The following is a 22419-nucleotide window of genomic DNA, read 5'->3' on the forward strand; positions in this document are numbered from 1 at the left end:
ATGATTGATAACCGTATTTATGCTGTGCTGAATGCCATAGTACGTGAACCTCTTATTACCAGTGGAGAGTTGTGTAAGAAATTTGAATTAACCAGGAAACAACTCAGCTATACATTACATAAACTAAATGACTATCTGGCGACGAAAGAACTTTTGCCTGTTTCTCGCCAGCGCCACGGTGGCTTCAGTGTTGATACGAATGTATTATCGCTTTTTTACAGCGATGTTGAATATCAGCTTAACGAGCGTTATGTTTATAGTGAAAAAGAAAGACATTATATTATATTGTTTTTACTATTGTGCCGTAGCGAAAAAATCAAACTTTTTCACTTCACTCAAACATTACATGTAAGCCAGAATACTATTCTTAATGATATTAAGAAAGTTAATTCAATAACTGATCGCTATGATGTTCAGATCGTTTACGAAAGGAAACAAGGTTATTTTATTGAAGGCAGTGAAATCCAAAAAAGATATCTATTACTGGAAGTCGTGACTTATTGTCTATCGAGTCCATTTTTTGAGGACTTCACTGCGGAGACAACTAAAAATATTGAACAGCACCGGAAAGTTTTTGCTGATGCGCTGACCTTAATTGAGCGAGAATTCAAAATATTTCTGACTGATGAGAAAGTTCAGCAACTTACTTTATACATGAGTCTGGTCACTCTAAGAATTAGTGCTGGAAAAATTCTCCATGTGTTGCCAGAACATATTCATGAAGTCTGCCGGACACGTGAATTTTTAATTATTGGTGGTATTTTAAACAAAGCAGGTATTAACCAGGTTTCAGAACAATTATTTTTGACAGCGATAATCCGTAGTGCAAACATTCAGACTATTTCAGATCGTTATTTTAATCTGGAGCCATTGTTGTTAGAAGGGATAGTGGCTGTTGTCAATAACTTTGAAAAATTATGCTGCATTGCCTTTCGTGACAAAGATGAGTTGATTAATAAAATTTATCAACACTGGAAGCCAGCTTATTATCGCATTATTTATAACTTTACTTATGATTCTGGGGTTTATGAATTAATTGCTCAGGAGTTTAACTATCTTCATCAGCTTGTCATTCGTTCGATTAGTCCGCTGGAGAGTTTGCTTCAGCAAGCACTACCGGAAGAGGAAGTTGCCTCATTGACGGTCATATTGGGGGGATGGCTAACTCGTGAGGGATTACTGTACAAGGTTAAAGTGAAAAAGTCTGGAGTTGTGGTGAGTTCGGGTAATGCCACTGTTTCTACATGGATTTTCTTAACGTTACAGTCGCTACTGCCGGAAATCTACTTTCAGGATATCTTGTCATTTCGTGAGTATGAAAAATATACCAAAGAGCATGACGTTATTTTTAGCACCAGTCTTTTTTCTACCCATCGCCCTTTACTACTGATTAATTTACCTTTTGATAATGGACAAAAAAATACGCTGCGCAGTCAGACTCTTTCGTTATTGGGATATCAGGATAATGAATCTGTGCAGGTTGAGAATGTCCTGGCAATTATTGAACGGTATGGCACTATCCAACAACGAAAAGATCTTCGAACAGCTCTGGAAGATTACCTCTACAGCCATTCAAGACCTGTTAGTAATTTAGTGACATCCCATCCTTTACCCTCTTTGGCCAGCTTGTTGCAGAAAGATTTTATCACTCTTGAGATGGATATCCCGGAGACATGGCAAGAAGTGATTCATCTGGCCGCGTCGCCATTACTGAAAAATAATGTAATCGAGCCATGTTATATATCTGCGATTATAAATAAAATAATGAACGAGCGGCCCTATATTATGTTAGAGGAAGGTGTGGTAATTGCTCATGCCGGAGTAGATGAGGGCGTTAATAAAATTGGTTTTTCATTGTGTCGGTTGCCGCATCCGGTGCTGATAAATGATTATATATATGCAGACATTATCATTACTTGTGCAACCCATAATACGCAAGGTCATTTGAAAGCTCTATCACAGTTAAATAATTATCTTGAAGAGTGCAATGGTGCAAAATTCATCCGTGACTCGGTAGATAAAGAAGAGATCGTACGTGCGTTACAGTATTATTCGTAATCAACAAAAGGAACGTTATTATGTTAGAAATATTAAAGCAGCAAGTTGTAGAAATGGCAAAAACAACCCAACTATGGGGGATGTGTAAACACAAAGCCGGGAATACTAGTGTCCGCGACCCCGAAACGGGACTTATTTGTGTTACACCGACCACTGTTGATAAAAATGAATTAACTGTTCGGGATATCGTTGTACTTTCTCCACAGGGTGATATTGTCGAAAACCTATCCGGACTCCGACCCACCAGTGAATGTATGATGCACCTACAGGCTTACAGGACACGGCCGGATATCCACGCTGTTTGTCATACGCACTCGCGCTTTGCTTCAATTTTCGCAGCACTGGAAAAAAGTATTCCGGCGGTTATTTATGAATGTGCAATATTGAATCTGCAACAGGGGATTGTACCCGTTGCACCATTTGCACTACCTGGTACTCAAGAACTGGCATTAAGTATTATTGAGCCCCTGCAACAATCTGATGCCATTTTATTGGGGCGTCATGGCGCGATGACCGTTGATGTATCGTCTTATGATGCTGTTTTAAAATCAGCCTATCTGGAAGAACTGGCTGAAATTTATTATCACATGCTACTGGTAAATGGGTTGCAGGAACCGAAAGTATTTAGCGGCGAGGATCTTGCACGCTGGTCGTACCCACAGGTGATTAGATGAACCATTATTAATTACAAGGAAATAAGGTGGTTTATGATTAAGGAAATAGTGTGGGTGACAAACAAAACAGGGCTTCATGCTCGACCAGCGAGTGTGCTGGCTAAAGCTGTAAAACAATTTCGCTGTGTCATCACTTTAAATTATAAGGATAAAGCCATAAACCCACATAGTGCCATGGCCTTATTGACGGCAGGCATTAAAGCTAATACCCAAATTGAATTGGTTTGTGATGGTGTAGATGAAAAACAAGCAATTTTGGAATTGAAAAGATTATTTGCAATAGGGTTTGGGCATGATTAAGGAAAAGGTTGATTAATGCATTGATAACACAGTATCCGTTTAATAAGGAAGCTATTGTGATAAATAGAAACGTATTTAATCCTATTGCCTATTTTGGTAGTGGGGCGATAAAACATATTATAGATGAAGTACAAACACGAAAATTATCTAAAGCATTTATTGTAACTGATTCACAGATTGTTCGGTGCGGCGTAAGTGAAAAAATAACCCGCTTATTAGAACAAAATAATCTGGCTTACATAGTATTTGATGGTGTTGAAGCTAACCCAACAATTGAAAATGTGCGGGCTGGCGTCAGCGCTTTTGAGTGCAGCGATGCGGATTATTTGATTGCGGTAGGGGGCGGATCGTCAATAGATACCGCTAAAGCAATCGGAATCATTATTGCTAATCCTGACTTTACCGATGTGCGTTCACTGGAGGGTGCAGCAGCTACAGATAACCCTGCCATACCGACCATTGCGGTACCAACTACGGCAGGCACAGCGGCAGAAGTGACCATTAACTATGTCATCACTGATGTAGAAAATAGGCGCAAATTTGTTTGTTACGATCCTCATGCCGTGCCGGTGGTTTCAATTATTGATGCAGACATGATGTCTTCTATGCCTCCATCATTAAAAGCGGCGACCGGGATTGATGCCCTCACGCATGCGATTGAAGGTTACATCACTCTCGGGGCGTGGACATTAACTGATATGTTCCATATACAAGCGATTGAGCTCATCGCTGCTTCGCTAAGGGCTTCCGTGGCAGGAGATGCACAGGCAAGCGAAGATATGGCGCTGGGGCAGTATATTGCCGGAATGGGATTTTCAAATGTTGGTTTGGGACTGGTGCACGGCATGGCGCATCCCTTAAGTGCATTTTACGGCGCGCCTCACGGCCTGGCGAATGCTGTTCTGCTCCCGCATATCATGGAATGGAATGCGGAATTTACCGAGGGAAAATATCGCAGTATTGCGGCAGCGTTTGATATACCGCAAGCGTATACCATGCCGTTATCCGAAGCGCGTAGCGAGGCGGTGGACGCAGTTCGAAGGCTTAATAAGGATATCGGCATACCATCACGCTTACGTGACATTGGAATGAAAGAAGAGGATGCGATGGCTTTAGCGACGGCTGCTCTGGCTGACATCTGTACTGGAGGCAATCCTCGGCCTGTAACCTTGACGGATATCCTGCAGCTTTATCGCCGACTGTATTAATTACGCACTGGGAGTGCCTTGCCCTCACCACTCCCAGATTTTCGATGGCGTAACCACCGCAGGCAGCGGGACGTCCCATTCTTCTACGGGGAGTTTTTCCACCAACTGGCAATCATGGGCATAACCTACTGGCTGCATGTTGTAGTGCTGCCAGTTTTGCAATGTCCGATCATAAAATCCACCGCCCATTCCGAGGCGTTGACCGAACTCATCAAAGGCGACCAGCGGCGTTATCAGGACGTCTAATCGGGAAAGGGGTAGCACGTCACGCACGTCCAGTTTTGGCTCGTGGATCTTCAACCTGTTCATCACCAGTTCACTCTTAGGATGGTAATTCAGGAACAGTAAATTACCGGCACTAAAGGGATGTAAAACTGGAAGATACACGCGCTTACCTGCGCGCCAGAGTTGCTCTATGAGCGGCTGGGTGTCGAGTTCGCCATCAAAAGAGAGAAATACAGCGACCGTATGCGCCATCACAACAGGGGGATAACTCATCATCCGCATGGCAGCCAGCTGGCCCATTTCGCGTTGTTGCTCCGGCGTTAACGCACGACGACGCTGCCGAATCATTTTACGGATTTCTTGTCGGGATAATGTCAGTGGGAGTTCTGGTAGTTGTGTCATGGCTGGTGCCAGATAAGAAGGGAATCTCCGAGATGCCGCCGCAGGCTGTAACCCTTGAACCCTTGGTTCAAGGTGAATGTGTCGTCGCAGTTTTAAGGCTTCTCGGACGGACCGAGCATGCTCACCAACCACGGAGCGCCACATTCTTGTGGTATGAAATATCGGCTCAGGGGACTGGCCCGCTTGCGAACATCTCAGAGAAATTTTGTCTTCACGGTTACTCTACCACAGTAAACCGGAAAGTGTCATTCAAAGTTTTGGTTCGTTTTTTCGGTGATGCGACCTTGTTCAAGTAACGCTTGTTCTATGGTCTGTTGCAGCATCCGAATACGCTGTTCCATACTTGCCGCGTAGTCACGAGTCTTCGCTTTTTCTTGCGCTAACTCATAGCTGATATTCAATGCGGCAATGAAGACCAACTGTTCAGTATTTGTGACTCTAGTGCGTTCTTTCAGATCTTGCAACCGTTGGTTCAGATCGTCCGCAGCCTGATTCAACGCATCCCTTTGGTCAGGCGGGCAGTTCACACGCAGTGAACGGCCAAAAATTTGGATATCGACGGGTTGTGCAGACATGCCACCTTCCTGCTGATTGACTGCGCTGCCTTCGCCTTCAGACCTTTGGTCTGCGAAGGGGCGAAACTATAGCTACCCTGGTGCAATGAGACAAGCCCTTTTCTGGTCCACCAGGGTCCAAAGTGATAGCATATCATGAATCTTCCTCCCTTTGATGCCGAATGCTTATGTCAATACAGAACGAAATGCCTGGTTACAATGAAATGAACCAGTATCTGAACCAACAAGGGACAGGTCTGACCCCTGCTGAGATGCATGGTTTAATCAGTGGGATGATTTGTGGCGGTAATGATGACAGCTCCTGGCTGCCGCTGCTTCACGACCTGACGAACGAAGGTATGGCTTTCGGGCATGAACTTGCCCAGGCATTGCGCAAAATGCACTCTGCCACCAGTGATGCCTTGCAAGATGACGGCTTCCTTTTTCAGCTTTATCTGCCTGATGGCGATGACGTTAGCGTTTTCGATCGCGCTGATGCGTTGGCAGGCTGGGTAAATCACTTCCTGCTCGGTCTTGGCGTCACTCAGCCGAAGCTGGATAAAGTGACCGGTGAAACTGGCGAAGCCATTGACGATCTGCGTAACATCGCGCAACTGGGCTACGACGAAGACGAAGATCAAGAAGAGCTGGAAATGTCGCTTGAAGAGATCATCGAGTACGTCCGTGTTGCCGCGCTGTTATGCCACGACACCTTTACTCATCCGCAACCGACCGCACCAGAAGTACAAAAACCAACTCTACACTAAAAACAAAAAACGTAAGGAGAGTGTTATGAGTGAGATATCTCAGCAGGAATTTCAGCGCCGCCGTCAGGCCCTGGTGGAGCAAATGCAACCCGGCAGCGCCGCGCTGATTTTTGCGGCACCAGAAGTGACCCGTAGCGCCGACAGCGAATACCCCTATCGTCAGAACAGCGACTTCTGGTACTTCACCGGCTTTAATGAACCGGAAGCGGTGCTGGTGCTGATTAAAAGCGATGACACTCATAACCACAGCGTTTTGTTTAACCGCGTGCGCGACCTGACGGCGGAGATCTGGTTTGGCCGTCGTTTAGGTCAGGAGGCCGCGCCAGAGAAACTGGGCGTTGATCGCGCTCTGGCGTTCAGCGAAATCAATCAGCAACTTTATCAACTACTTAATGGTCTGGATGTGGTTTACCACGCCCAGGGCGAATATGCATATGCTGATGAAATCGTGAATAGTGCGCTGGAAAAACTGCGTAAAGGCTCGCGGCAAAATCTCACCGCGCCAGCAACGATGATCGACTGGCGTCCCATTGTTCATGAAATGCGCCTGTTCAAATCGCCGGAAGAGATTGCCGTACTTCGCCGCGCGGGTGAAATCACCGCACTGGCGCATACCCGGGCGATGGAAAAATGCCGTCCGGGGATGTTCGAGTACCATCTGGAAGGCGAAATTCACCACGAATTCAACCGCCACGGTGCGCGCTATCCTTCCTATAACACCATTGTCGGCAGCGGTGAAAACGGCTGCATTTTGCATTACACCGAAAACGAGAGTGAACTGCGCGACGGCGACCTGGTGTTGATTGATGCTGGTTGTGAATATAAAGGTTACGCGGGCGATATCACCCGTACCTTCCCGGTCAACGGCAAATTCACCCAGGCCCAGCGCGAAATCTACGACATTGTGCTGGAATCTCTCGAAACCAGCCTGCGTCTGTATCGTCCGGGAACCTCCATTCAGGAAGTCACCGGGGAAGTTGTGCGTATCATGGTTAGCGGCCTGGTAAAACTCGGCATCCTGAAAGGTGATGTTGATGAACTGATCGCTCAGAACGCCCATCGTCCTTTCTTTATGCATGGCCTTAGTCACTGGTTAGGACTGGATGTCCATGATGTGGGCGTTTATGGCCAGGAGCGCTCGCGCATTCTTGAACCGGGTATGGTGCTGACCGTAGAGCCTGGTCTGTATATTGCGCCGGATGCGGATGTACCAGAACAATATCGTGGGATCGGCATTCGTATTGAAGACGACATTGTGATTACCGAAAACGGCAACGAAAACCTCACCGCCAGCGTGGTGAAAAAGCCGGAAGAAATTGAAGCGTTGATGGCAGCTGCGAGAAAGCAATGAGCGTAATCATCGTCGGTGGCGGCATGGCGGGCGCGACGCTGGCGCTGGCTATTTCCCGGTTAAGTCACGGGGCGCTGCCGGTACATTTGATTGAAGCGACCGCGCCAGAGTCACATGCTCATCCGGGCTTTGATGGGCGAGCGATTGCGCTGGCGGCGGGTACCTGCCAGCAACTGGCGCGCATTGGCGTCTGGCAATCTCTGGCGGATTGCGCAACCGCCATCACCACCGTGCATGTCAGCGATCGCGGTCATGCCGGATTCGTCACCCTCGCCGCAGAAGATTACCAACTGGCGGCGCTGGGGCAGGTTGTCGAATTGCATAATGTCGGGCAGCGGCTGTTTTCGCTGTTGCGCAAAGCGCCTGGCGTAACGCTGCATTGCCCGGATCGCATTGCTAATGTTGTTCGTACCCCAGCTAACGTTGAAGTGACGCTGGAGAGTGGCGAGACGTTGACGGGCCGCGTGCTGGTAGCCGCTGATGGCACCCATTCAGCGTTAGCCACCGCGTGCGGCGTTGACTGGCAGCAGGAGCCCTACGAACAACTGGCTGTGATTGCGAACGTTGCGACTTCCGTTGCGCACGAAGGACGTGCGTTTGAACGCTTCACGAAACATGGCCCGCTGGCGATGTTGCCGATGTCTGACGGACGCTGTTCGCTGGTCTGGTGTCATCCACTGGAACGGCGCGAAGAAGTGTTGGCGTGGAGCGACGAGAAGTTTTGCCGTGAACTCCAGTCTGCTTTTGGCTGGCGACTGGGGCAAATTACCCACGCCGGTAAACGCAGTGCTTATCCGCTGGCGTTAACCCGCGCCGCCAGACCGATTACCCATCGCACCGTGCTGGTGGGCAATGCGGCGCAAACCCTGCACCCGATTGCCGGGCAAGGATTTAACCTCGGTATGCGTGATGTCATGAGCCTTGCGGAAACCCTGACTCAGGCGCAGGAGCGCGCAGAAGACATTGGTGATTACGGCGTATTATGCCGTTATCAGCAGCGTCGGCAGAGCGATCGCGAAGCAACCATCGGCGTCACGGACAGTCTGGTACATCTTTTTGCCAACCGTTGGGCGCCGTTGGTTGTCGGACGCAACATCGGGCTGATGACGATGGAATTATTCACCCCGGCACGCGATGTGCTGGCACAACGCACCCTCGGTTGGGTGGCGCGTTGAAGGCGGTTTTAAGGAATAAACAATGCAAAGTGTTGATGTAGCCATTGTTGGCGGCGGCATGGTGGGGCTGGCGGTTGCCTGCGGCTTACAGGGGAGCGGCTTACGCGTTGCCGTACTGGAGCAGCGCGTACCGGAACCTCTGGCGGCAGATGCACCACCACAACTGCGCGTTTCGGCTATCAATGCCGCCAGCGAAAAATTACTCACCCGTCTTGGCGTCTGGCAGGACATTCTCTCTCGCCGAGTCAGCTGTTATCACGGTATGGAAGTGTGGGATAAAGACAGTTTTGGTCACATCTCGTTTGACGATCAAAGCATGGGCTATAGCCATCTTGGGCATATCGTTGAAAACTCAGTGATTCATTACTCGCTGTGGAACAAAGCACAGCAGTCATCAGATATCACCCTGCTGGCCCCCGCAGAATTACAGCAGGTCGCCTGGGGGGAAAACGAAACCTTCCTGACGTTGAAAGATGGCAGCATGTTAACGGCGCGTCTGGTGATTGGTGCGGATGGCGCTAATTCCTGGTTGCGCAACAAAGCCGATATTCCGCTGACTTTCTGGGATTATCAGCATCACGCGCTGGTGGCGACCATTCGCACGGAAGAACCGCATGATGCGGTGGCGCGGCAGGTTTTCCATGGCGAAGGCATTCTGGCCTTTTTACCGCTTAGCGATCCGCATCTTTGCTCGATTGTCTGGTCACTGTCGCCAGAGGAAGCGCAGCGGATGCAGCAGGCAGGGGAAGATGAATTTAATCGCGCGTTAAATATCGCTTTTGATAATCGCCTGGGCTTATGCAGGGTTGAGAGCGCGCGTCAGGTGTTCCCGCTGACGGGGCGTTATGCGCGCCAGTTTGCCGCGCACCGTCTGGCGCTGGTGGGCGACGCCGCGCATACCATTCACCCGCTGGCGGGGCAGGGGGTAAATCTCGGCTTTATGGATGCTGCAGAGCTGATTGCTGAACTGAAACGGTTGCATCGTCAGGGTAAAGACATCGGGCAGTACATTTACCTGCGCCGCTATGAGCGTAGTCGCAAGCACAGCGCGGCGCTGATGCTGGCTGGTATGCAGGGATTTCGCGATCTGTTTTCCGGTACCAATCCGGCGAAAAAACTGCTGCGCGATATTGGTCTGAAACTGGCCGATACGCTTCCTGGCGTTAAACCACAACTTATCCGCCAGGCAATGGGATTAAACGATTTGCCTGAATGGCTGCGTTAAAAATTTCTCCTCTTTTGTTTATTTGATACCCATCACACTTTCATCTCCCGGTTTTTCGCCGGGAGATTTTCCTCATTTGAAATAAACTAATTTCACCCGCAATTTCGCATTATATTTTCTAATGTCGTTAATTTTTGATTTAGTGATTTTTGACAATTTTTTAGTTCTTAATATCGCTTTATTCAAAACTGTTTTATTAATTCGTTATGTTTGTTTGCTGGTATCGTGGTATTTGGTTTTTTGTCCTGCTGTCATTTTTGCGGTTTTTAACCATAAGCTAATGTGATGATCAATTTTTCCTTATGGTTAACCGTCTGTTTCGGTGGTAAGTTCAGGGAAAAGAGAACGATTGCGTTGGGGACCGGGAGTGGCTCCAGTGCTGGGTTTCGTGGTGACAATTTCACCACGAAAAGTTGTCAGCCCCGCTTATTCAATGAGGACAAGATGGCACAACAGACTCCTTTGTACGAACAACACACGCTTTGCGGCGCTCGCATGGTGGATTTCCACGGCTGGATGATGCCGCTGCATTACGGTTCGCAAATCGACGAACATCATGCGGTACGTACCGATGCCGGAATGTTTGATGTGTCGCATATGACCATCGTCGATCTCCGCGGCAGCCGCACCCGGGAGTTTCTGCGTTATCTGCTGGCGAACGATGTGGCGAAGCTCACCAAAAGCGGCAAAGCCCTTTACTCGGGGATGTTGAATGCCTCTGGCGGTGTGATAGATGACCTCATCGTCTACTACTTCACTGAAGATTTCTTCCGCCTCGTTGTTAACTCCGCCACCCGCGAAAAAGACCTCTCCTGGATTACCCAACACGCTGAACCTTTCGGCATCGAAATTACCGTTCGTGATGACCTTTCCATGATTGCCGTACAAGGGCCGAATGCGCAGGCAAAAGCTGCCACACTGTTTAATGACGCCCAGCGTCAGGCGGTGGAAGGGATGAAACTGTTCTTTGGCGTGCAGGCGGGCGATCTGTTTATTGCCACCACCGGTTACACCGGTGAAGCGGGTTATGAAATTGCGCTGCCCAACGAAAAAGCGGCCGATTTCTGGCGCGCGCTGGTGGAAGCGGGCGTTAAGCCATGCGGCCTGGGCGCGCGTGACACGCTGCGTCTGGAAGCGGGCATGAATTTGTATAGTCAGGAGATGGACGAAACCATTTCTCCTTTAGCCGCCAACATGGGCTGGACCATCGCCTGGGAACCGGCAGATCGTGACTTTATCGGCCGTGAAGCTCTGGAAGTGCAGCGTGAGCATGGCACAGAAAAATTAGTTGGTCTGGTGATGACCGAAAAAGGCGTGCTGCGTAATGAACTGCCGGTACGTTTTACCGATGCGCAGGGCAACCAGCATGAAGGCATTATCACCAGCGGTACTTTCTCACCGACGCTGGGTTACAGCATCGCGCTGGCGCGCGTGCCGGAAGGTATTGGTGAAACAGCGATTGTGCAAATTCGCAACCGTGAAATGCCGGTTAAAGTGACGAAACCTGTTTTTGTGCGTAACGGCAAAGCCGTCGCGTGATTACTTTTTTGGAGATTGATTGATGAGCAACGTACCAGCAGAACTGAAATACAGCAAAGAACACGAATGGCTGCGTAAAGAAGCTGACGGCACTTACACCGTTGGCATCACCGAACACGCTCAGGAGTTGTTGGGCGATATGGTGTTTGTTGACCTGCCGGAAGTCGGCGCAACGGTTAGCGCGGGCGATGACTGCGCGGTTGCCGAATCAGTAAAAGCGGCGTCAGACATTTATGCGCCAGTAAGCGGTGAAATCGTGGCGGTAAACGACGCACTGAGCGATTCCCCGGAACTGGTGAACAGCGAACCGTATGCAGGCGGCTGGATCTTTAAAATCAAAGCCAGCGACGAAAGCGAACTGGAATCACTGCTGGATGCGACCGCATACGAAGCATTGTTAGAAGACGAGTAACGGCTTTAATCCTCTTCTGCGGGAGAGGATCAGGGTGAGGGAAATTTACGCCTCACCCTCACTCTCTTCGCAAGGAGAGAGGTTCACAATTCACTGCACGTTTCAGGAACCATCGCTCATGACACAGACGTTAAGCCAGCTTGAAAACAGCGGCGCTTTTATTGAACGCCATATCGGACCGGACGCCGCTCAACAGCAAGAAATGCTGAATGCCGTTGGCGCACAATCGTTAAACGCGCTGACCGGCCAGATTGTGCCGAAAGATATTCAGCTTGCGACTCCGCCGCAGGTTGGCGCACCGGCGACCGAATACGCCGCACTGGCAGAACTCAAGGCTATTGCCAGTCGCAATAAACGCTTCACGTCTTACATCGGCATGGGTTACACCGCCGTGCAGTTACCGCCGGTTATCCTGCGTAACATGCTGGAAAATCCGGGCTGGTATACCGCGTATACTCCGTATCAACCTGAAGTCTCCCAGGGCCGCCTTGAAGCACTGCTCAACTTCCAGCAGGTAACGCTGGATTTAACCGGGCTGGATATGGCATCGGCTTCTCTTCTTGACGAAGCCACCGCTGCCGCCGAAGCAATGGCGATGGCGAAACGCGTCAGCAAACTGAAAAATGCCAACCGCTTCTTCGTTGCTTCTGACGTTCATCCGCAAACGCTGGATGTGGTTCGCACCCGTGCAGAAACCTTTGGTTTTGAAGTGATTGTCGATGACGCGCAAAAAGTGCTCGATCACCAGGAGGTGTTCGGCGTGCTGTTACAGCAGGTCGGTACGACGGGCGAAATCCATGACTACACTGCGCTTATCAGCGAACTGAAATCACGCAAAATTGTGGTCAGCGTCGCCGCCGATATTATGGCGCTGGTGCTGTTAACCGCGCCGGGTAAACAGGGCGCGGATATTGTTTTTGGTTCGGCGCAACGCTTTGGTGTGCCGATGGGCTACGGTGGCCCGCACGCGGCATTCTTTGCGGCGAAAGATGAATACAAACGCTCAATGCCGGGCCGCATTATCGGTGTATCGAAAGATGCAGCTGGCAATACCGCGCTGCGCATGGCGATGCAGACTCGCGAGCAACATATTCGCCGTGAGAAAGCGAACTCCAACATTTGTACTTCCCAGGTACTGCTGGCAAACATCGCCAGCCTGTATGCCGTTTATCACGGTCCGGTTGGCCTGAAACGTATCGCTAACCGCATTCACCGTCTGACCGATATCCTGGCGGCGGGCCTGCAACAAAAAGGCCTGAAGCTGCGCCATGCGCACTATTTCGACACTTTGTGTGTGGAAGTGGCCGACAAAGCGGGCGTACTGGCGCGTGCCGAAGCGGCTGAAATCAACCTGCGTAGCGATATTCTGAACGCGGTGGGGATCACCCTTGATGAAACAACCACGCGCGAAAACGTGATGCAGCTTTTCAGCGTGCTGTTGGGCGATAACCACGGGCTGGAGATCGACACGCTGGACAAAGACGTGGCTCACGACAGTCGCTCTATTCAGGCTGCGATGCTGCGTGATGACGAAATCCTGACCCATCCGGTGTTTAATCGCTACCACAGCGAAACCGAAATGATGCGCTATATGCACTCGCTGGAGCGTAAAGATCTGGCGCTGAATCAGGCGATGATCCCGCTGGGTTCCTGCACCATGAAACTGAACGCCGCCGCCGAGATGATCCCGATCACCTGGCCGGAATTTGCCGAACTGCACCCGTTCTGCCCGCCAGAACAGGCTGAAGGTTATCAGCAGATGATCGCGCAGCTGGCTGACTGGCTGGTGAAACTGACCGGTTACGACGCCGTTTGTATGCAGCCGAACTCTGGCGCACAGGGCGAATACGCGGGCCTGCTGGCGATTCGTCATTATCATGAAAGCCGCAACGAAGGGCATCGCGATATCTGCCTGATCCCGGCCTCTGCTCACGGCACTAACCCGGCTTCCGCGCATATGGCAGGAATGCAGGTGGTGGTTGTGGCGTGTGATAAAAACGGCAACATCGATCTGACTGATCTGCGCGCGAAAGCCGAACAGGCGGGCGATAACCTCTCCTGCATCATGGTGACTTATCCTTCCACCCACGGCGTGTATGAAGAAACGATCCGTGAAGTGTGTGAAGTCGTGCATCAGTTCGGCGGTCAGGTTTACCTTGATGGTGCGAACATGAACGCTCAGGTTGGCATCACCTCGCCGGGCTTTATTGGCGCGGACGTTTCACACCTTAACCTGCATAAAACTTTCTGCATTCCGCATGGCGGTGGTGGTCCGGGTATGGGACCGATCGGTGTGAAAGCGCATCTGGCTCCGTTTGTACCGGGTCATAGCGTGGTGCAAATCGAAGGCATGTTAACCCGTCAGGGCGCGGTTTCTGCGGCACCGTTCGGTAGCGCCTCTATCCTGCCAATCAGCTGGATGTACATCCGCATGATGGGCGCAGAAGGGCTGAAAAAAGCAAGCCAGGTGGCAATTCTTAACGCCAACTATATTGCCAGCCGCCTGCAGGATGCCTTCCCGGTGCTGTATACCGGTCGCGACGGTCGCGTGGCGCACGAATGTATTCTCGATATTCGCCCGCTGAAAGAAGAAACCGGCATCAGCGAGCTGGATATTGCCAAGCGCCTGATCGACTACGGTTTCCACGCGCCGACCATGTCGTTCCCGGTGGCGGGTACGCTGATGGTTGAACCGACTGAATCTGAAAGCAAAGTGGAACTGGATCGCTTTATCGACGCGATGCTGGCTATCCGCGCAGAAATTGACCAGGTGAAAGCCGGTGTCTGGCCGCTGGAAGATAACCCGCTGGTGAACGCGCCGCACATTCAGAGCGAACTGGTCGCCGAGTGGGCGCATCCGTACAGCCGTGAAGTTGCAGTATTCCCGGCAGGTGTGGCAGACAAATACTGGCCGACCGTGAAACGTCTGGATGATGTTTACGGCGACCGTCACCTGTTCTGCTCCTGCGTACCGATTAGCGAATACCAGTAATTTACTGATTCGACTATCTTCTAAAGGCGCTTCGGCGCCTTTGACACTGATGTCAAACTCAACATTGCCTGATGCACTTCGTTTATCAGGCCTACATAGTCTGTGCAATGTATTGAATTTGCACGATCTTGTAGGCAGGATAAGGCGTTCACGCCGCATCCGGCATAATAAAAGTACTTTGTCATCAATAATTTGAAAGGCGCTTTGGCGCCTTTATTTTTTGGGAAAAACAAATGGCTATAGCACTTGTGACCGGTGGCAGTCGCGGCATCGGGCGGGCAACTGCATTACTGTTGGCGCAAGAAGGGTATACGGTTGCGGTTAATTATCTGCAAAACCTCCACGCAGCTCAGGAAGTGGTGAACTTAATAACGCAAGCCGGTGGCAAGGCATTTGCACTCCAGGCGGATATCAGCGACGAAAACCAGGTCGTCGCGATGTTTACAGCAATCGATCAGCACGATGAACCGCTAGCCGCGCTGGTCAATAACGCCGGGATCTTGTTTACCCAGTGCACCGTAGAAAACCTTACCGCAGAGCGAATCAACCGGGTACTTTCTACCAACGTGACGGGATATTTTCTCTGCTGCCGCGAGGCGGTAAAACGCATGGCGTTTAAAAATGGTGGCAGTGGCGGCGCTATCGTCAATGTCTCTTCGGTAGCCTCACGGTTGGGTTCGCCGGGGGAATATGTTGATTACGCGGCATCGAAAGGGGCGATTGATACGTTAACCACCGGACTATCGCTGGAAGTTGCCGCGCAGGGGATCCGCGTTAACGGCGTGCGGCCAGGGTTTATTTATACCGAAATGCACGCCAGCGGCGGTGAACCCGGACGCGTAGATCGCGTCAAGTCGAACATCCCCATGCAACGCGGTGGACAGGCGGAGGAGGTCGCGCAGGCCATCGTCTGGCTGTTAAGTGATAAAGCCTCTTATGTCACGGGAAGTTTTATCGATTTGGCGGGTGGAAAATAAAACAGGAAAGTTATCTGACCGGATGCAACGAGTATTGCATCCGGTACTTCATCGACTTAAAGCTTCTCGCCGTTGCTGGCAATCACTTCTTTGTACCAGTTAAAGCTCTTCTTACGTGAACGCGACATATCGCCAGTACCGTCGTCATGTTTATTCACATAGATAAAGCCGTAGCGTTTGCTGTACTGCCCGGTGGTGAACGACACGCAGTCGATGCAGCCCCACGGCGTGTAGCCCATCAGATCTACGCCATCGTAAGTGACCGCTTTTTTCATCTCTTCGATATGGGCGCGCAGGTAATCAATGCGGTAGTCGTCGTTGATGCTGCCATCTTCTTCCACTTTGTCGTAAGCGCCAAAACCGTTTTCGACAATAAACAGCGGCTTCTGGTAACGCTCATACAATTCGCATAGCGCGTAACGCAGACCCACAGGATCAATCTGCCAGCCCCAGTCAGATGCTTTAACATACGGGTTTGGTACGCTGCCTTCAAAACCAGAGATGGCATCGCCGGTGCCGCCTTCGGCCTTCACTGCGTTGGTCATGTAATAGCTGAAACCAAGATAATCGCAGGTGCCTTCGCGCAGCACATCCAGATCGCCGTCTTCCATTTTGATGTTAAATCCGCGACGCTCCCACTCGTTCAAAACATAGGACGGGTAATAGCCACGCAACTGCACATCGGTAAAGACGTAGCGTTCACGCATCGACTCCTGGGCAAACATCACATCGTCCGGGTTACAGGAGTAAGGATAGAGCGGCACCATCGCCAGCATACAGCCGACTTTCATCTCCGGGTTAATGCGACGCGCAGCTTTCACCGCCAGGGCGCTGGCGACAAACTGGTGATGCAGCACCTGATACATCGTCTCTTCCGGGTTTTCATGCTCGGTATACACCACGCCAGAGCAGCAGTAACCGAACAGCGGCGCACGCCAGTTACGCTGGTTGTTAATTTCGTTGAAGGTCATCCAGTATTTGACTTTATGCTTATAGCGTTCAAATACCACTTCCGCGAAACGGACAAAGAAATCAACCACTTTACGGTTGGTCCAGCTACCGTATTGCTGCACCAGATGCAGCGGCATTTCAAAGTGGGAGAGGGTGATCACCGGTTCGATGTTGTATTTCAGCAGTTCATCGAACATATCATCGTAGAACTTCAGCCCTTCTTCGTTTGGCTGAGCTTCATCGCCTTTTGGAAAAATGCGTGTCCAGGCGATGGAAGTCCGAAAACATTTGAAGCCCATTTCGGCAAATAGTTTGATGTCTTCCTTGTAGTGACCATAAAAATCAACGGATTCATGGTTCGGATAGTATTTGCCCGGCAAGATTTCTTTGGTGATTTCGCGCGGCACGCCGTGTGCGCCACCAGTCAGTACGTCACAAATACTCGGCCCTTTGCCGCCTTTGTTCCAGCCGCCTTCGACCTGATGAGCGGCTACTGCGCCGCCCCATAAGAAATCTTTCGGTAAGGTGAGTTTTTTCACTATCATAGGCTCCAAATGAGTCAATTCTTACAGGAAATAGTACCATGCAGCCAAACGACATCACTTTTTTTCAACGTTTCCAGGATGACATTCTGGCTGGGCGTAAAACCATCACTATTCGCGACGAGTCTGAATCGCACTTTAAATCGGGCGATGTGCTTCGCGTCGGGCGCTTTGAAGATAACGGCTATTTTTGCACCATTGAAGTTGCCGCAACTTCAACCGTAACGCTGGATACTCTCACAGAAAAACATGCACAACAGGAAAATATGACTCTGGCTGAACTGAAAACGGTCATTACCGATATCTATCCCGGTCAGACACAGTTTTATGTGATTGAATTTAAATGCCTTTAAATTGAACTCACGCCTGTTAGTTGAAATTTCACATTTAATTTCATGATTTTTCGGAGATTATTCTCAAATCAGAATTTATTTTAGCTAACAGGTGTTCACTGGAACTATTCTCAGTTACGCTGGAGAAGTGTTCACGTGCGTGTACGTTTCTCCGGAGTAAGTTATGGTTCAGAAGCCTCTCATCAAGCAGGGATATTCGCTGGCAGAGGAAATTGCCAACAGCATCAGTCACGGCATTGGGCTGGTGTTTGGTATCGTTGGGCTGGTGTTGCTACTGGTTCAGGCGGTGGATCTTAATGCCAGCGCCACGGCGATAACCAGTTACAGCCTTTATGGCGGCAGTATGATCCTGCTGTTCCTCGCTTCGACGCTTTATCACGCCATTCCTCATCAACGGGCAAAAATGTGGCTGAAGAAATTTGACCATTGCGCCATTTATTTGTTGATTGCCGGAACTTACACGCCGTTTTTACTGGTGGGGCTGGATTCTCCGCTAGCGCGCGGGTTGATGATTGTTATCTGGAGCCTGGCTCTGCTGGGGATTCTGTTCAAACTGACCATCGCGCACCGATTCAAAATTTTATCTCTGGTGACTTATCTGGCGATGGGCTGGCTGTCGCTGGTGGTAATTTATGAAATGGCAGTTAAGCTCGCGGCGGGCAGCGTTACCTTACTGGCGGTAGGCGGCGTGGTTTATTCGCTCGGGGTGATTTTCTACGTCTGCAAACGCATTCCCTACAACCACGCCATCTGGCACGGCTTCGTGCTCGGCGGCAGTGTGTGCCATTTCCTGGCGATCTATTTGTATATTGGACAGCCGTAATGGCTGTGCCTTTGTCGGCCTGAAAAGACACACAAGTGTCGCATCAGGCATCGGAGCGCAACTGCCGGATGCGGCGTGAACGCCTTATCCGGCCTACGGGCCGCTTCCCACTTGTGAAAAAGGCACCAAGTTAAAGGCTTGATAAGACACGCCAGCGTCGCATCAGGCATCGGAGTACAACTGCCGGATGCGGCGTGAACGCCTTATCCGGCCTACGGGCCGCTTCCCACTTGTGAAAAAGGCACCAAGTTGAAGGCCTGATAAGACGCACCAGCGTCGCATCAGGCATCGGAGCGCAACTGCCGGATGCGGCGTGAACGCCTTATCCGGCCTACGGGCCGCTTCCCACTTGTGAAAAAGGCACCAAGTTGAAGGCCTGATAAGACACACCAGTGTCGCTTCAGGCAATAGATGCCCGAAGCGATACAGCGATTTACTCTTCCAGCGAATACGGCAGCGGCTCAATACGCAATGTATTCGCATCGTCACGAACGCGGAAGATGCTGTCCGGTTCCATATCGTTATTCATGACGACCTGAACCACGACCTGACCATCTTCCAGTTTTACCGCAGCCAGCACCGTACCGGTACGACGCCAGTTTTCGCCCATTTTCAGCTCTAAGTCTTCACCAGCTACCGGCAAACGGCTGGCACTACCTGTCAGCAACCAGAGCGCGCGTTTGTTGGCTCCGCGGAACTTAGCTCGCGCCACCATCTCTTGTCCGGTATAGCAGCCTTTCTTAAAACTGATACCGCCGAGCGCCTGAAGGTTAGTTGCCTGCGGGATAAACTGCCCGCTGTTAGCAGCGTCAATAACCGGGAAACCCGCTTCAATGTTTAATGCCAGCCACTGTTGGCTATTGTTCAGTTCCGCTTCACCGCGCAGTTTATCGGTCAAAGTATTAGCGGTAGCTTCATCGGTTACGATCAGAAAACGTTCTGCCGGATGTTCAAACCATAGCAGTGTGGTCGCACCTTCTCTGACTACCTGTTTTTCCTTCGAAGGCATTTCGCTGAAGAGGTTTTCCAGCGCGGCGCGTGCCTGAAAACCGGCAACACCGAGCAGCACGCGTTCATCGTCCGGCACGATGGTCACTTTAGAAAACACCGCATATTTTTTCAGTTCAGTCAGTTGCGAATCACGCACGCTGCGGCGTTCAATCCACGCAAAGCCGTCGCCATCGCGGAACAGGCGTAGATTGCTCCACATTTTACCTTTGGCGTCGCAATGGGCGGCGAGCAAATGCTGGTCTTCTGTCATCTGGCTGACGTCTGCTGTCACCTGACCCTGCATATATTTTTCGCTGTCCGCGCCAGTAATGGTGGCAAGCGCCCAGTCATCAAGCGTCATCAGCGTCAGTGGTAAACGGGCAGAAGCCGTAGGCTGACGGGGAGGAAAAGGTGTAAAAGCCATAATGGAGTCCTGTGTAACAAACGGCGTATTAATGACTAATGGTAAAAGAGCTATGAGGCAATGCAAGTGCTTTCACTACGCGATCTGTGCCTTCTGATATGCTTTGCGAGGCGACATCCAAAAAAATGAAGCTATTGAATTGTTGCGGATTAATTTCGCGATCGCGATTGTGTTTACCGATATTCCCGCAAAAGAAGTCGAAAAACACGTTACAATAGCCAGGTACTGGATTTTCGTGAGACAGGAAGAAGATGGACATTAACAACAAAGCCCGCATTCATTGGGCATGCCGCCGTGGTATGCGCGAACTCGATATTTCAATCATGCCGTTTTTCGAACATGAGTACGACAGCTTAAGTGACGACGAAAAACGCATCTTTATTCGTCTGCTGGAATGCGACGACCCGGACCTGTTCAACTGGCTGATGAATCACGGTAAACCGGCCGATGCAGAACTGGAAATGATGGTCCGACTCATCCAGACACGGAACCGGGAACGTGGTCCTGTGGCAATCTGATCTGCGCGTCTCTTGGCGCGCACAGTGGCTTTCCTTGCTGATTCATGGGTTGGTTGCCGCTATTATTTTACTCATGCCCTGGCCGCTCAGTTACACCCCGTTATGGATGGTGTTGCTTTCGCTGGTGGTGTTTGATTGCGTTCGCAGCCAGCGGCGTATTAATGCTCGCCAGGGGGAGATTCGCCTGTTGATGGACGGGCGTTTGCGTTGGCAAGGGCAGGAGTGGAGCATCGTCAAAGCGCCGTGGATGATTAAAAGCGGCATGATGCTGCGTTTACGTTCTGACAGCGGTAAACGGCAGCATTTATGGCTGGCAGCTGACAGCATGGACGAAGCCGAATGGCGGGATTTACGGCGAATTTTGTTGCAACAAGAGACGCAAAGGTAAACATGACGGCAACGCTAATGCGCAAAGCCGTCAGTCACATCAGGCGTAATACTCTGCCATTTCGTTAAGGATTTGCTCACACCAGCTCTGAATACGTTCGTCGCTAAGGTCATACTGGTTAGTTTCATCCAGCGCCAGACCCACGAACAGCTGTCCGTCAGCAATCACCGGTTTCGGGCTGGTAAACTCATATCCTTCCGTTGGCCAGTAGCCGACGAACTTCACGCCTTTGGTCGAGAGTTTGTCATGCAGCATGCCGAGCGCATCAAGGAACCACTCGCCGTATCCCAGCTGATCGCCAAGCCCATATAACGCAACAATTTTACCTTCGAGGTTCAGGTCGTCGAGCTGATCCCAGACGGCTTCCCAGTCTTCCTGGATTTCGCCAAAATCCCAGGTCGGGATACCCAGAATGAGCACATCGTACTGCTCCATTAATTTCGGGGAGTCGTCCTTGAGGTTATGTAAGGTCACCAGTTCTGGGCCGATAATATCGCGGATTTTTTCCGCCGCCATTTCGGTGTAACAGGTGCTGGAACCGTAAAAAAGACCCATATTCATAACGTAAGCTTCTCGATTCTGCTGTGGCTTTTGCGGCTAGTGTATCAGAATCGCTTTAGTCACGGCACAATAAGGCATAATGGATCAAACGAGTAACGATAAGGGGCGCAAGTGAAACAAGATCTGGCACGCATCGAGCAGTTTCTGGATGCCCTGTGGCTGGAAAAAAATCTCGCCGAAAATACGTTGAACGCATACCGTCGCGATCTGTCAATGATGGTGGAGTGGTTGCATCATCGTGGGCTGACGCTGGCAACGGCACAAAGTGACGATTTGCAGGCATTACTGGCAGAACGGCTGGAGGGCGGGTATAAAGCCACCAGTTCAGCGCGTTTGCTGAGTGCAGTGCGCCGATTGTTCCAGTATCTTTATCGCGAAAAATTTCGTGAAGACGATCCCAGTGCGCATTTGGCTTCGCCGAAATTGCCCCAGCGTTTGCCGAAAGATTTAAGCGAAGCGCAGGTTGAAAGATTATTACAGGCACCTTTAGTCGATCAGCCTCTGGAGCTTCGCGATAAAGCGATGCTCGAAGTGCTGTATGCTACCGGGCTGCGTGTCTCGGAACTGGTTGGGCTGACAATGAGCGACATTAGTCTGCGCCAGGGCGTGGTACGGGTCATTGGTAAAGGCAACAAAGAGCGTCTTGTGCCGTTAGGTGAAGAGGCGGTCTACTGGCTGGAAAACTATCTGGAACACGGGCGACCATGGCTATTGAACGGTGTGTCGATTGACGTGCTGTTTCCCAGCCAGCGCGCTCAGCAGATGACGCGCCAGACCTTTTGGCACCGCATTAAACATTATGCCGTGCTGGCGGGTATCGATAGCGAAAAGCTGTCACCGCATGTGTTGCGTCATGCCTTTGCCACTCATTTGTTAAATCATGGTGCGGACTTACGCGTGGTGCAGATGTTGTTGGGCCATAGCGATCTCTCCACCACGCAAATTTATACGCATGTCGCTACCGAGCGTCTGCGGCAACTTCATCAACAGCATCACCCACGGGCGTGATG

23 protein-coding genes and 1 other RNA gene are annotated in these 22419 nt (G+C 50.6%); 17 read left to right on the forward strand and 7 right to left on the reverse strand.

The window, feature by feature from the left end:
* From FEK47_RS00185 to fucO, 4 genes are read left to right on the forward strand one after another with little or no spacing between them, the layout of a single operon-like run.
* On the forward strand, positions 1 to 2058 hold the full coding sequence (locus FEK47_RS00185; protein WP_138183056.1) for a BglG family transcription antiterminator: 2058 nt from the start codon (positions 1 to 3) through the stop codon (positions 2056 to 2058).
* Between the two features lie 20 nt (positions 2059 to 2078).
* Complete coding sequence (locus FEK47_RS00190; protein WP_135487314.1) at positions 2079 to 2732, forward strand: class II aldolase/adducin family protein; 654 nt, start codon at positions 2079 to 2081, stop codon at positions 2730 to 2732.
* A 33-nt stretch (positions 2733 to 2765) separates the two neighbouring features.
* A complete protein-coding gene (locus FEK47_RS00195) occupies positions 2766 to 3032 on the forward strand; it encodes an HPr family phosphocarrier protein (protein WP_135487315.1) in 267 nt (88 codons plus the stop codon).
* Between the two features lie 56 nt (positions 3033 to 3088).
* Positions 3089 to 4240 (forward strand): lactaldehyde reductase, encoded by a 1152-nt coding sequence (fucO, locus tag FEK47_RS00200; protein WP_135487329.1) that lies wholly within the window; start codon positions 3089 to 3091, stop codon positions 4238 to 4240.
* Positions 4241 to 4264: 24 nt separating this feature from the next.
* Here fucO and FEK47_RS00205 read toward each other — a convergent pair whose 3' ends face one another.
* The 3 genes from FEK47_RS00205 to zapA all read right to left on the reverse strand — a co-directional run bounded on the left by FEK47_RS00205 (position 4265) and on the right by zapA (position 5442).
* Entirely contained in the window at positions 4265 to 4867 is a 603-nt protein-coding gene (locus FEK47_RS00205) for a 5-formyltetrahydrofolate cyclo-ligase (protein WP_130258052.1), read from the reverse strand.
* Positions 4868 to 4887: 20 nt separating this feature from the next.
* Positions 4888 to 5071: non-coding RNA, 6S RNA (ssrS, locus tag FEK47_RS00210), on the reverse strand.
* 41 nt (positions 5072 to 5112) lie between these two features.
* Positions 5113 to 5442, reverse strand: a complete 330-nt coding sequence (gene zapA, locus FEK47_RS00215; RefSeq protein ID WP_001276008.1) for a cell division protein ZapA — start codon at positions 5440 to 5442, stop codon at positions 5113 to 5115.
* Between the two features lie 167 nt (positions 5443 to 5609).
* On the opposite strand from zapA, the gene ygfB reads away from it, so the two are divergent.
* The 4 genes from ygfB to ubiI are packed head-to-tail and all read left to right on the forward strand — an operon-like array spanning position 5610 to position 9939.
* Positions 5610 to 6188, forward strand: coding sequence for a UPF0149 family protein YgfB (ygfB, locus tag FEK47_RS00220; protein ID WP_001295378.1), 579 nt, complete (start codon positions 5610 to 5612; stop codon positions 6186 to 6188).
* A 25-nt stretch (positions 6189 to 6213) separates the two neighbouring features.
* Entirely contained in the window at positions 6214 to 7539 is a 1326-nt protein-coding gene (gene pepP, locus FEK47_RS00225) for a Xaa-Pro aminopeptidase (RefSeq protein ID WP_135487316.1), read from the forward strand.
* The gene (gene ubiH / locus FEK47_RS00230; RefSeq protein WP_135487317.1) at positions 7536 to 8714 is read left to right on the forward strand and encodes a 2-octaprenyl-6-methoxyphenyl hydroxylase; all 1179 of its coding nucleotides are present in this window, start codon (positions 7536 to 7538) and stop codon (positions 8712 to 8714) included. Before pepP ends, ubiH begins: the two co-directional genes overlap by 4 nt.
* 22 nt (positions 8715 to 8736) lie before the next feature.
* Positions 8737 to 9939: an FAD-dependent 2-octaprenylphenol hydroxylase gene (gene ubiI / locus FEK47_RS00235; protein WP_135487318.1), complete on the forward strand. Its 1203-nt coding sequence runs from the start codon at positions 8737 to 8739 to the stop codon at positions 9937 to 9939.
* A gap of 72 nt (positions 9940 to 10011) precedes the next feature.
* Here the strand turns inward: ubiI and FEK47_RS00240 are convergent, their stop codons facing one another.
* The gene (locus tag FEK47_RS00240) at positions 10012 to 10095 is read right to left on the reverse strand and encodes a hypothetical protein (protein ID WP_123057965.1); all 84 of its coding nucleotides are present in this window, start codon (positions 10093 to 10095) and stop codon (positions 10012 to 10014) included.
* Positions 10096 to 10383: 288 nt separating this feature from the next.
* Between FEK47_RS00240 and gcvT the strand changes: the two genes are divergently transcribed.
* From gcvT to FEK47_RS00260, 4 genes are all read left to right on the forward strand, one after another.
* Positions 10384 to 11478 (forward strand): glycine cleavage system aminomethyltransferase GcvT, encoded by a 1095-nt coding sequence (gcvT, locus tag FEK47_RS00245; protein ID WP_135487319.1) that lies wholly within the window; start codon positions 10384 to 10386, stop codon positions 11476 to 11478.
* Between the two features lie 22 nt (positions 11479 to 11500).
* Positions 11501 to 11890, forward strand: a complete 390-nt coding sequence (gene gcvH, locus FEK47_RS00250) for a glycine cleavage system protein GcvH (RefSeq protein WP_001295377.1) — start codon at positions 11501 to 11503, stop codon at positions 11888 to 11890.
* Between the two features lie 118 nt (positions 11891 to 12008).
* Positions 12009 to 14882, forward strand: a complete 2874-nt coding sequence (gene gcvP, locus FEK47_RS00255) for an aminomethyl-transferring glycine dehydrogenase (RefSeq protein WP_138183057.1) — start codon at positions 12009 to 12011, stop codon at positions 14880 to 14882.
* A 233-nt stretch (positions 14883 to 15115) separates the two neighbouring features.
* Complete coding sequence (locus tag FEK47_RS00260; RefSeq protein WP_135487320.1) at positions 15116 to 15859, forward strand: SDR family oxidoreductase; 744 nt, start codon at positions 15116 to 15118, stop codon at positions 15857 to 15859.
* A 56-nt stretch (positions 15860 to 15915) separates the two neighbouring features.
* On the opposite strand, the gene bglA is transcribed toward FEK47_RS00260, so the two are convergent.
* On the reverse strand, positions 15916 to 17349 hold the full coding sequence (gene bglA / locus FEK47_RS00265; RefSeq protein ID WP_138183058.1) for a 6-phospho-beta-glucosidase BglA: 1434 nt from the start codon (positions 17347 to 17349) through the stop codon (positions 15916 to 15918).
* A 44-nt stretch (positions 17350 to 17393) separates the two neighbouring features.
* Between bglA and yqfB the strand changes: the two genes are divergently transcribed.
* Positions 17394 to 17705: a N(4)-acetylcytidine aminohydrolase gene (yqfB, locus tag FEK47_RS00270; protein WP_138183059.1), complete on the forward strand. Its 312-nt coding sequence runs from the start codon at positions 17394 to 17396 to the stop codon at positions 17703 to 17705.
* A 163-nt stretch (positions 17706 to 17868) separates the two neighbouring features.
* Positions 17869 to 18528: a hemolysin III family protein gene (locus FEK47_RS00275; protein WP_130217956.1), complete on the forward strand. Its 660-nt coding sequence runs from the start codon at positions 17869 to 17871 to the stop codon at positions 18526 to 18528.
* A gap of 433 nt (positions 18529 to 18961) precedes the next feature.
* On the opposite strand, the gene ygfZ is transcribed toward FEK47_RS00275, so the two are convergent.
* Positions 18962 to 19942 carry a tRNA-modifying protein YgfZ gene (gene ygfZ / locus FEK47_RS00280; RefSeq protein WP_135487322.1) on the reverse strand — a complete coding sequence of 327 codons (981 nt, stop codon included), beginning with the start codon at positions 19940 to 19942 and terminating at the stop codon, positions 18962 to 18964.
* A 251-nt stretch (positions 19943 to 20193) separates the two neighbouring features.
* Here ygfZ and sdhE point away from each other — a divergent pair, with 251 nt between their 5' ends.
* Positions 20194 to 20460, forward strand: coding sequence for an FAD assembly factor SdhE (gene sdhE, locus FEK47_RS00285; RefSeq protein ID WP_000354046.1), 267 nt, complete (start codon positions 20194 to 20196; stop codon positions 20458 to 20460).
* Entirely contained in the window at positions 20441 to 20848 is a 408-nt protein-coding gene (locus FEK47_RS00290; RefSeq protein ID WP_135487323.1) for a protein YgfX, read from the forward strand. Before sdhE ends, FEK47_RS00290 begins: the two co-directional genes overlap by 20 nt.
* Before the next feature lie 39 nt (positions 20849 to 20887).
* On the opposite strand, the gene fldB is transcribed toward FEK47_RS00290, so the two are convergent.
* Positions 20888 to 21409 carry a flavodoxin FldB gene (gene fldB, locus FEK47_RS00295; protein WP_130207828.1) on the reverse strand — a complete coding sequence of 174 codons (522 nt, stop codon included), beginning with the start codon at positions 21407 to 21409 and terminating at the stop codon, positions 20888 to 20890.
* A gap of 111 nt (positions 21410 to 21520) precedes the next feature.
* Between fldB and xerD the strand changes: the two genes are divergently transcribed.
* Positions 21521 to 22417 (forward strand): site-specific tyrosine recombinase XerD, encoded by an 897-nt coding sequence (gene xerD / locus FEK47_RS00300; RefSeq protein ID WP_064529792.1) that lies wholly within the window; start codon positions 21521 to 21523, stop codon positions 22415 to 22417.
* Positions 22418 to 22419: the final 2 nt, after the last annotated feature.

Source organism: Escherichia sp. E3659 (assembly GCF_005781135.1).
In the GTDB taxonomy this organism is placed as follows: Bacteria; Pseudomonadota; Gammaproteobacteria; order Enterobacterales; family Enterobacteriaceae; genus Escherichia.

Bases quoted from the DNA above. Each gene is read 5' to 3' on its own strand.
- FEK47_RS00185 (WP_138183056.1), top strand. From the start codon at position 1: ATGATTGATAACCGTATTTATGCTGTGCTGAATGCCATAGTACGTGAA.
- FEK47_RS00190 (WP_135487314.1), top strand. From the start codon at position 2,079: ATGTTAGAAATATTAAAGCAGCAAGTTGTAGAAATGGCAAAAACAACC.
- FEK47_RS00195 (WP_135487315.1), top strand. From the start codon at position 2,766: ATGATTAAGGAAATAGTGTGGGTGACAAACAAAACAGGGCTTCATGCT.
- FEK47_RS00205 (WP_130258052.1), bottom strand. From the start codon at position 4,867: ATGACACAACTACCAGAACTCCCACTGACATTATCCCGACAAGAAATC.
- zapA (WP_001276008.1), bottom strand. From the start codon at position 5,442: ATGTCTGCACAACCCGTCGATATCCAAATTTTTGGCCGTTCACTGCGT.
- ygfB (WP_001295378.1), top strand. From the start codon at position 5,610: ATGTCAATACAGAACGAAATGCCTGGTTACAATGAAATGAACCAGTAT.
- pepP (WP_135487316.1), top strand. From the start codon at position 6,214: ATGAGTGAGATATCTCAGCAGGAATTTCAGCGCCGCCGTCAGGCCCTG.
- ubiH (WP_135487317.1), top strand. From the start codon at position 7,536: ATGAGCGTAATCATCGTCGGTGGCGGCATGGCGGGCGCGACGCTGGCG.
- ubiI (WP_135487318.1), top strand. From the start codon at position 8,737: ATGCAAAGTGTTGATGTAGCCATTGTTGGCGGCGGCATGGTGGGGCTG.
- gcvT (WP_135487319.1), top strand. From the start codon at position 10,384: ATGGCACAACAGACTCCTTTGTACGAACAACACACGCTTTGCGGCGCT.
- gcvH (WP_001295377.1), top strand. From the start codon at position 11,501: ATGAGCAACGTACCAGCAGAACTGAAATACAGCAAAGAACACGAATGG.
- gcvP (WP_138183057.1), top strand. From the start codon at position 12,009: ATGACACAGACGTTAAGCCAGCTTGAAAACAGCGGCGCTTTTATTGAA.
- FEK47_RS00260 (WP_135487320.1), top strand. From the start codon at position 15,116: ATGGCTATAGCACTTGTGACCGGTGGCAGTCGCGGCATCGGGCGGGCA.
- yqfB (WP_138183059.1), top strand. From the start codon at position 17,394: ATGCAGCCAAACGACATCACTTTTTTTCAACGTTTCCAGGATGACATT.
- FEK47_RS00275 (WP_130217956.1), top strand. From the start codon at position 17,869: ATGGTTCAGAAGCCTCTCATCAAGCAGGGATATTCGCTGGCAGAGGAA.
- ygfZ (WP_135487322.1), bottom strand. From the start codon at position 19,942: ATGGCTTTTACACCTTTTCCTCCCCGTCAGCCTACGGCTTCTGCCCGT.
- sdhE (WP_000354046.1), top strand. From the start codon at position 20,194: ATGGACATTAACAACAAAGCCCGCATTCATTGGGCATGCCGCCGTGGT.
- fldB (WP_130207828.1), bottom strand. From the start codon at position 21,409: ATGAATATGGGTCTTTTTTACGGTTCCAGCACCTGTTACACCGAAATG.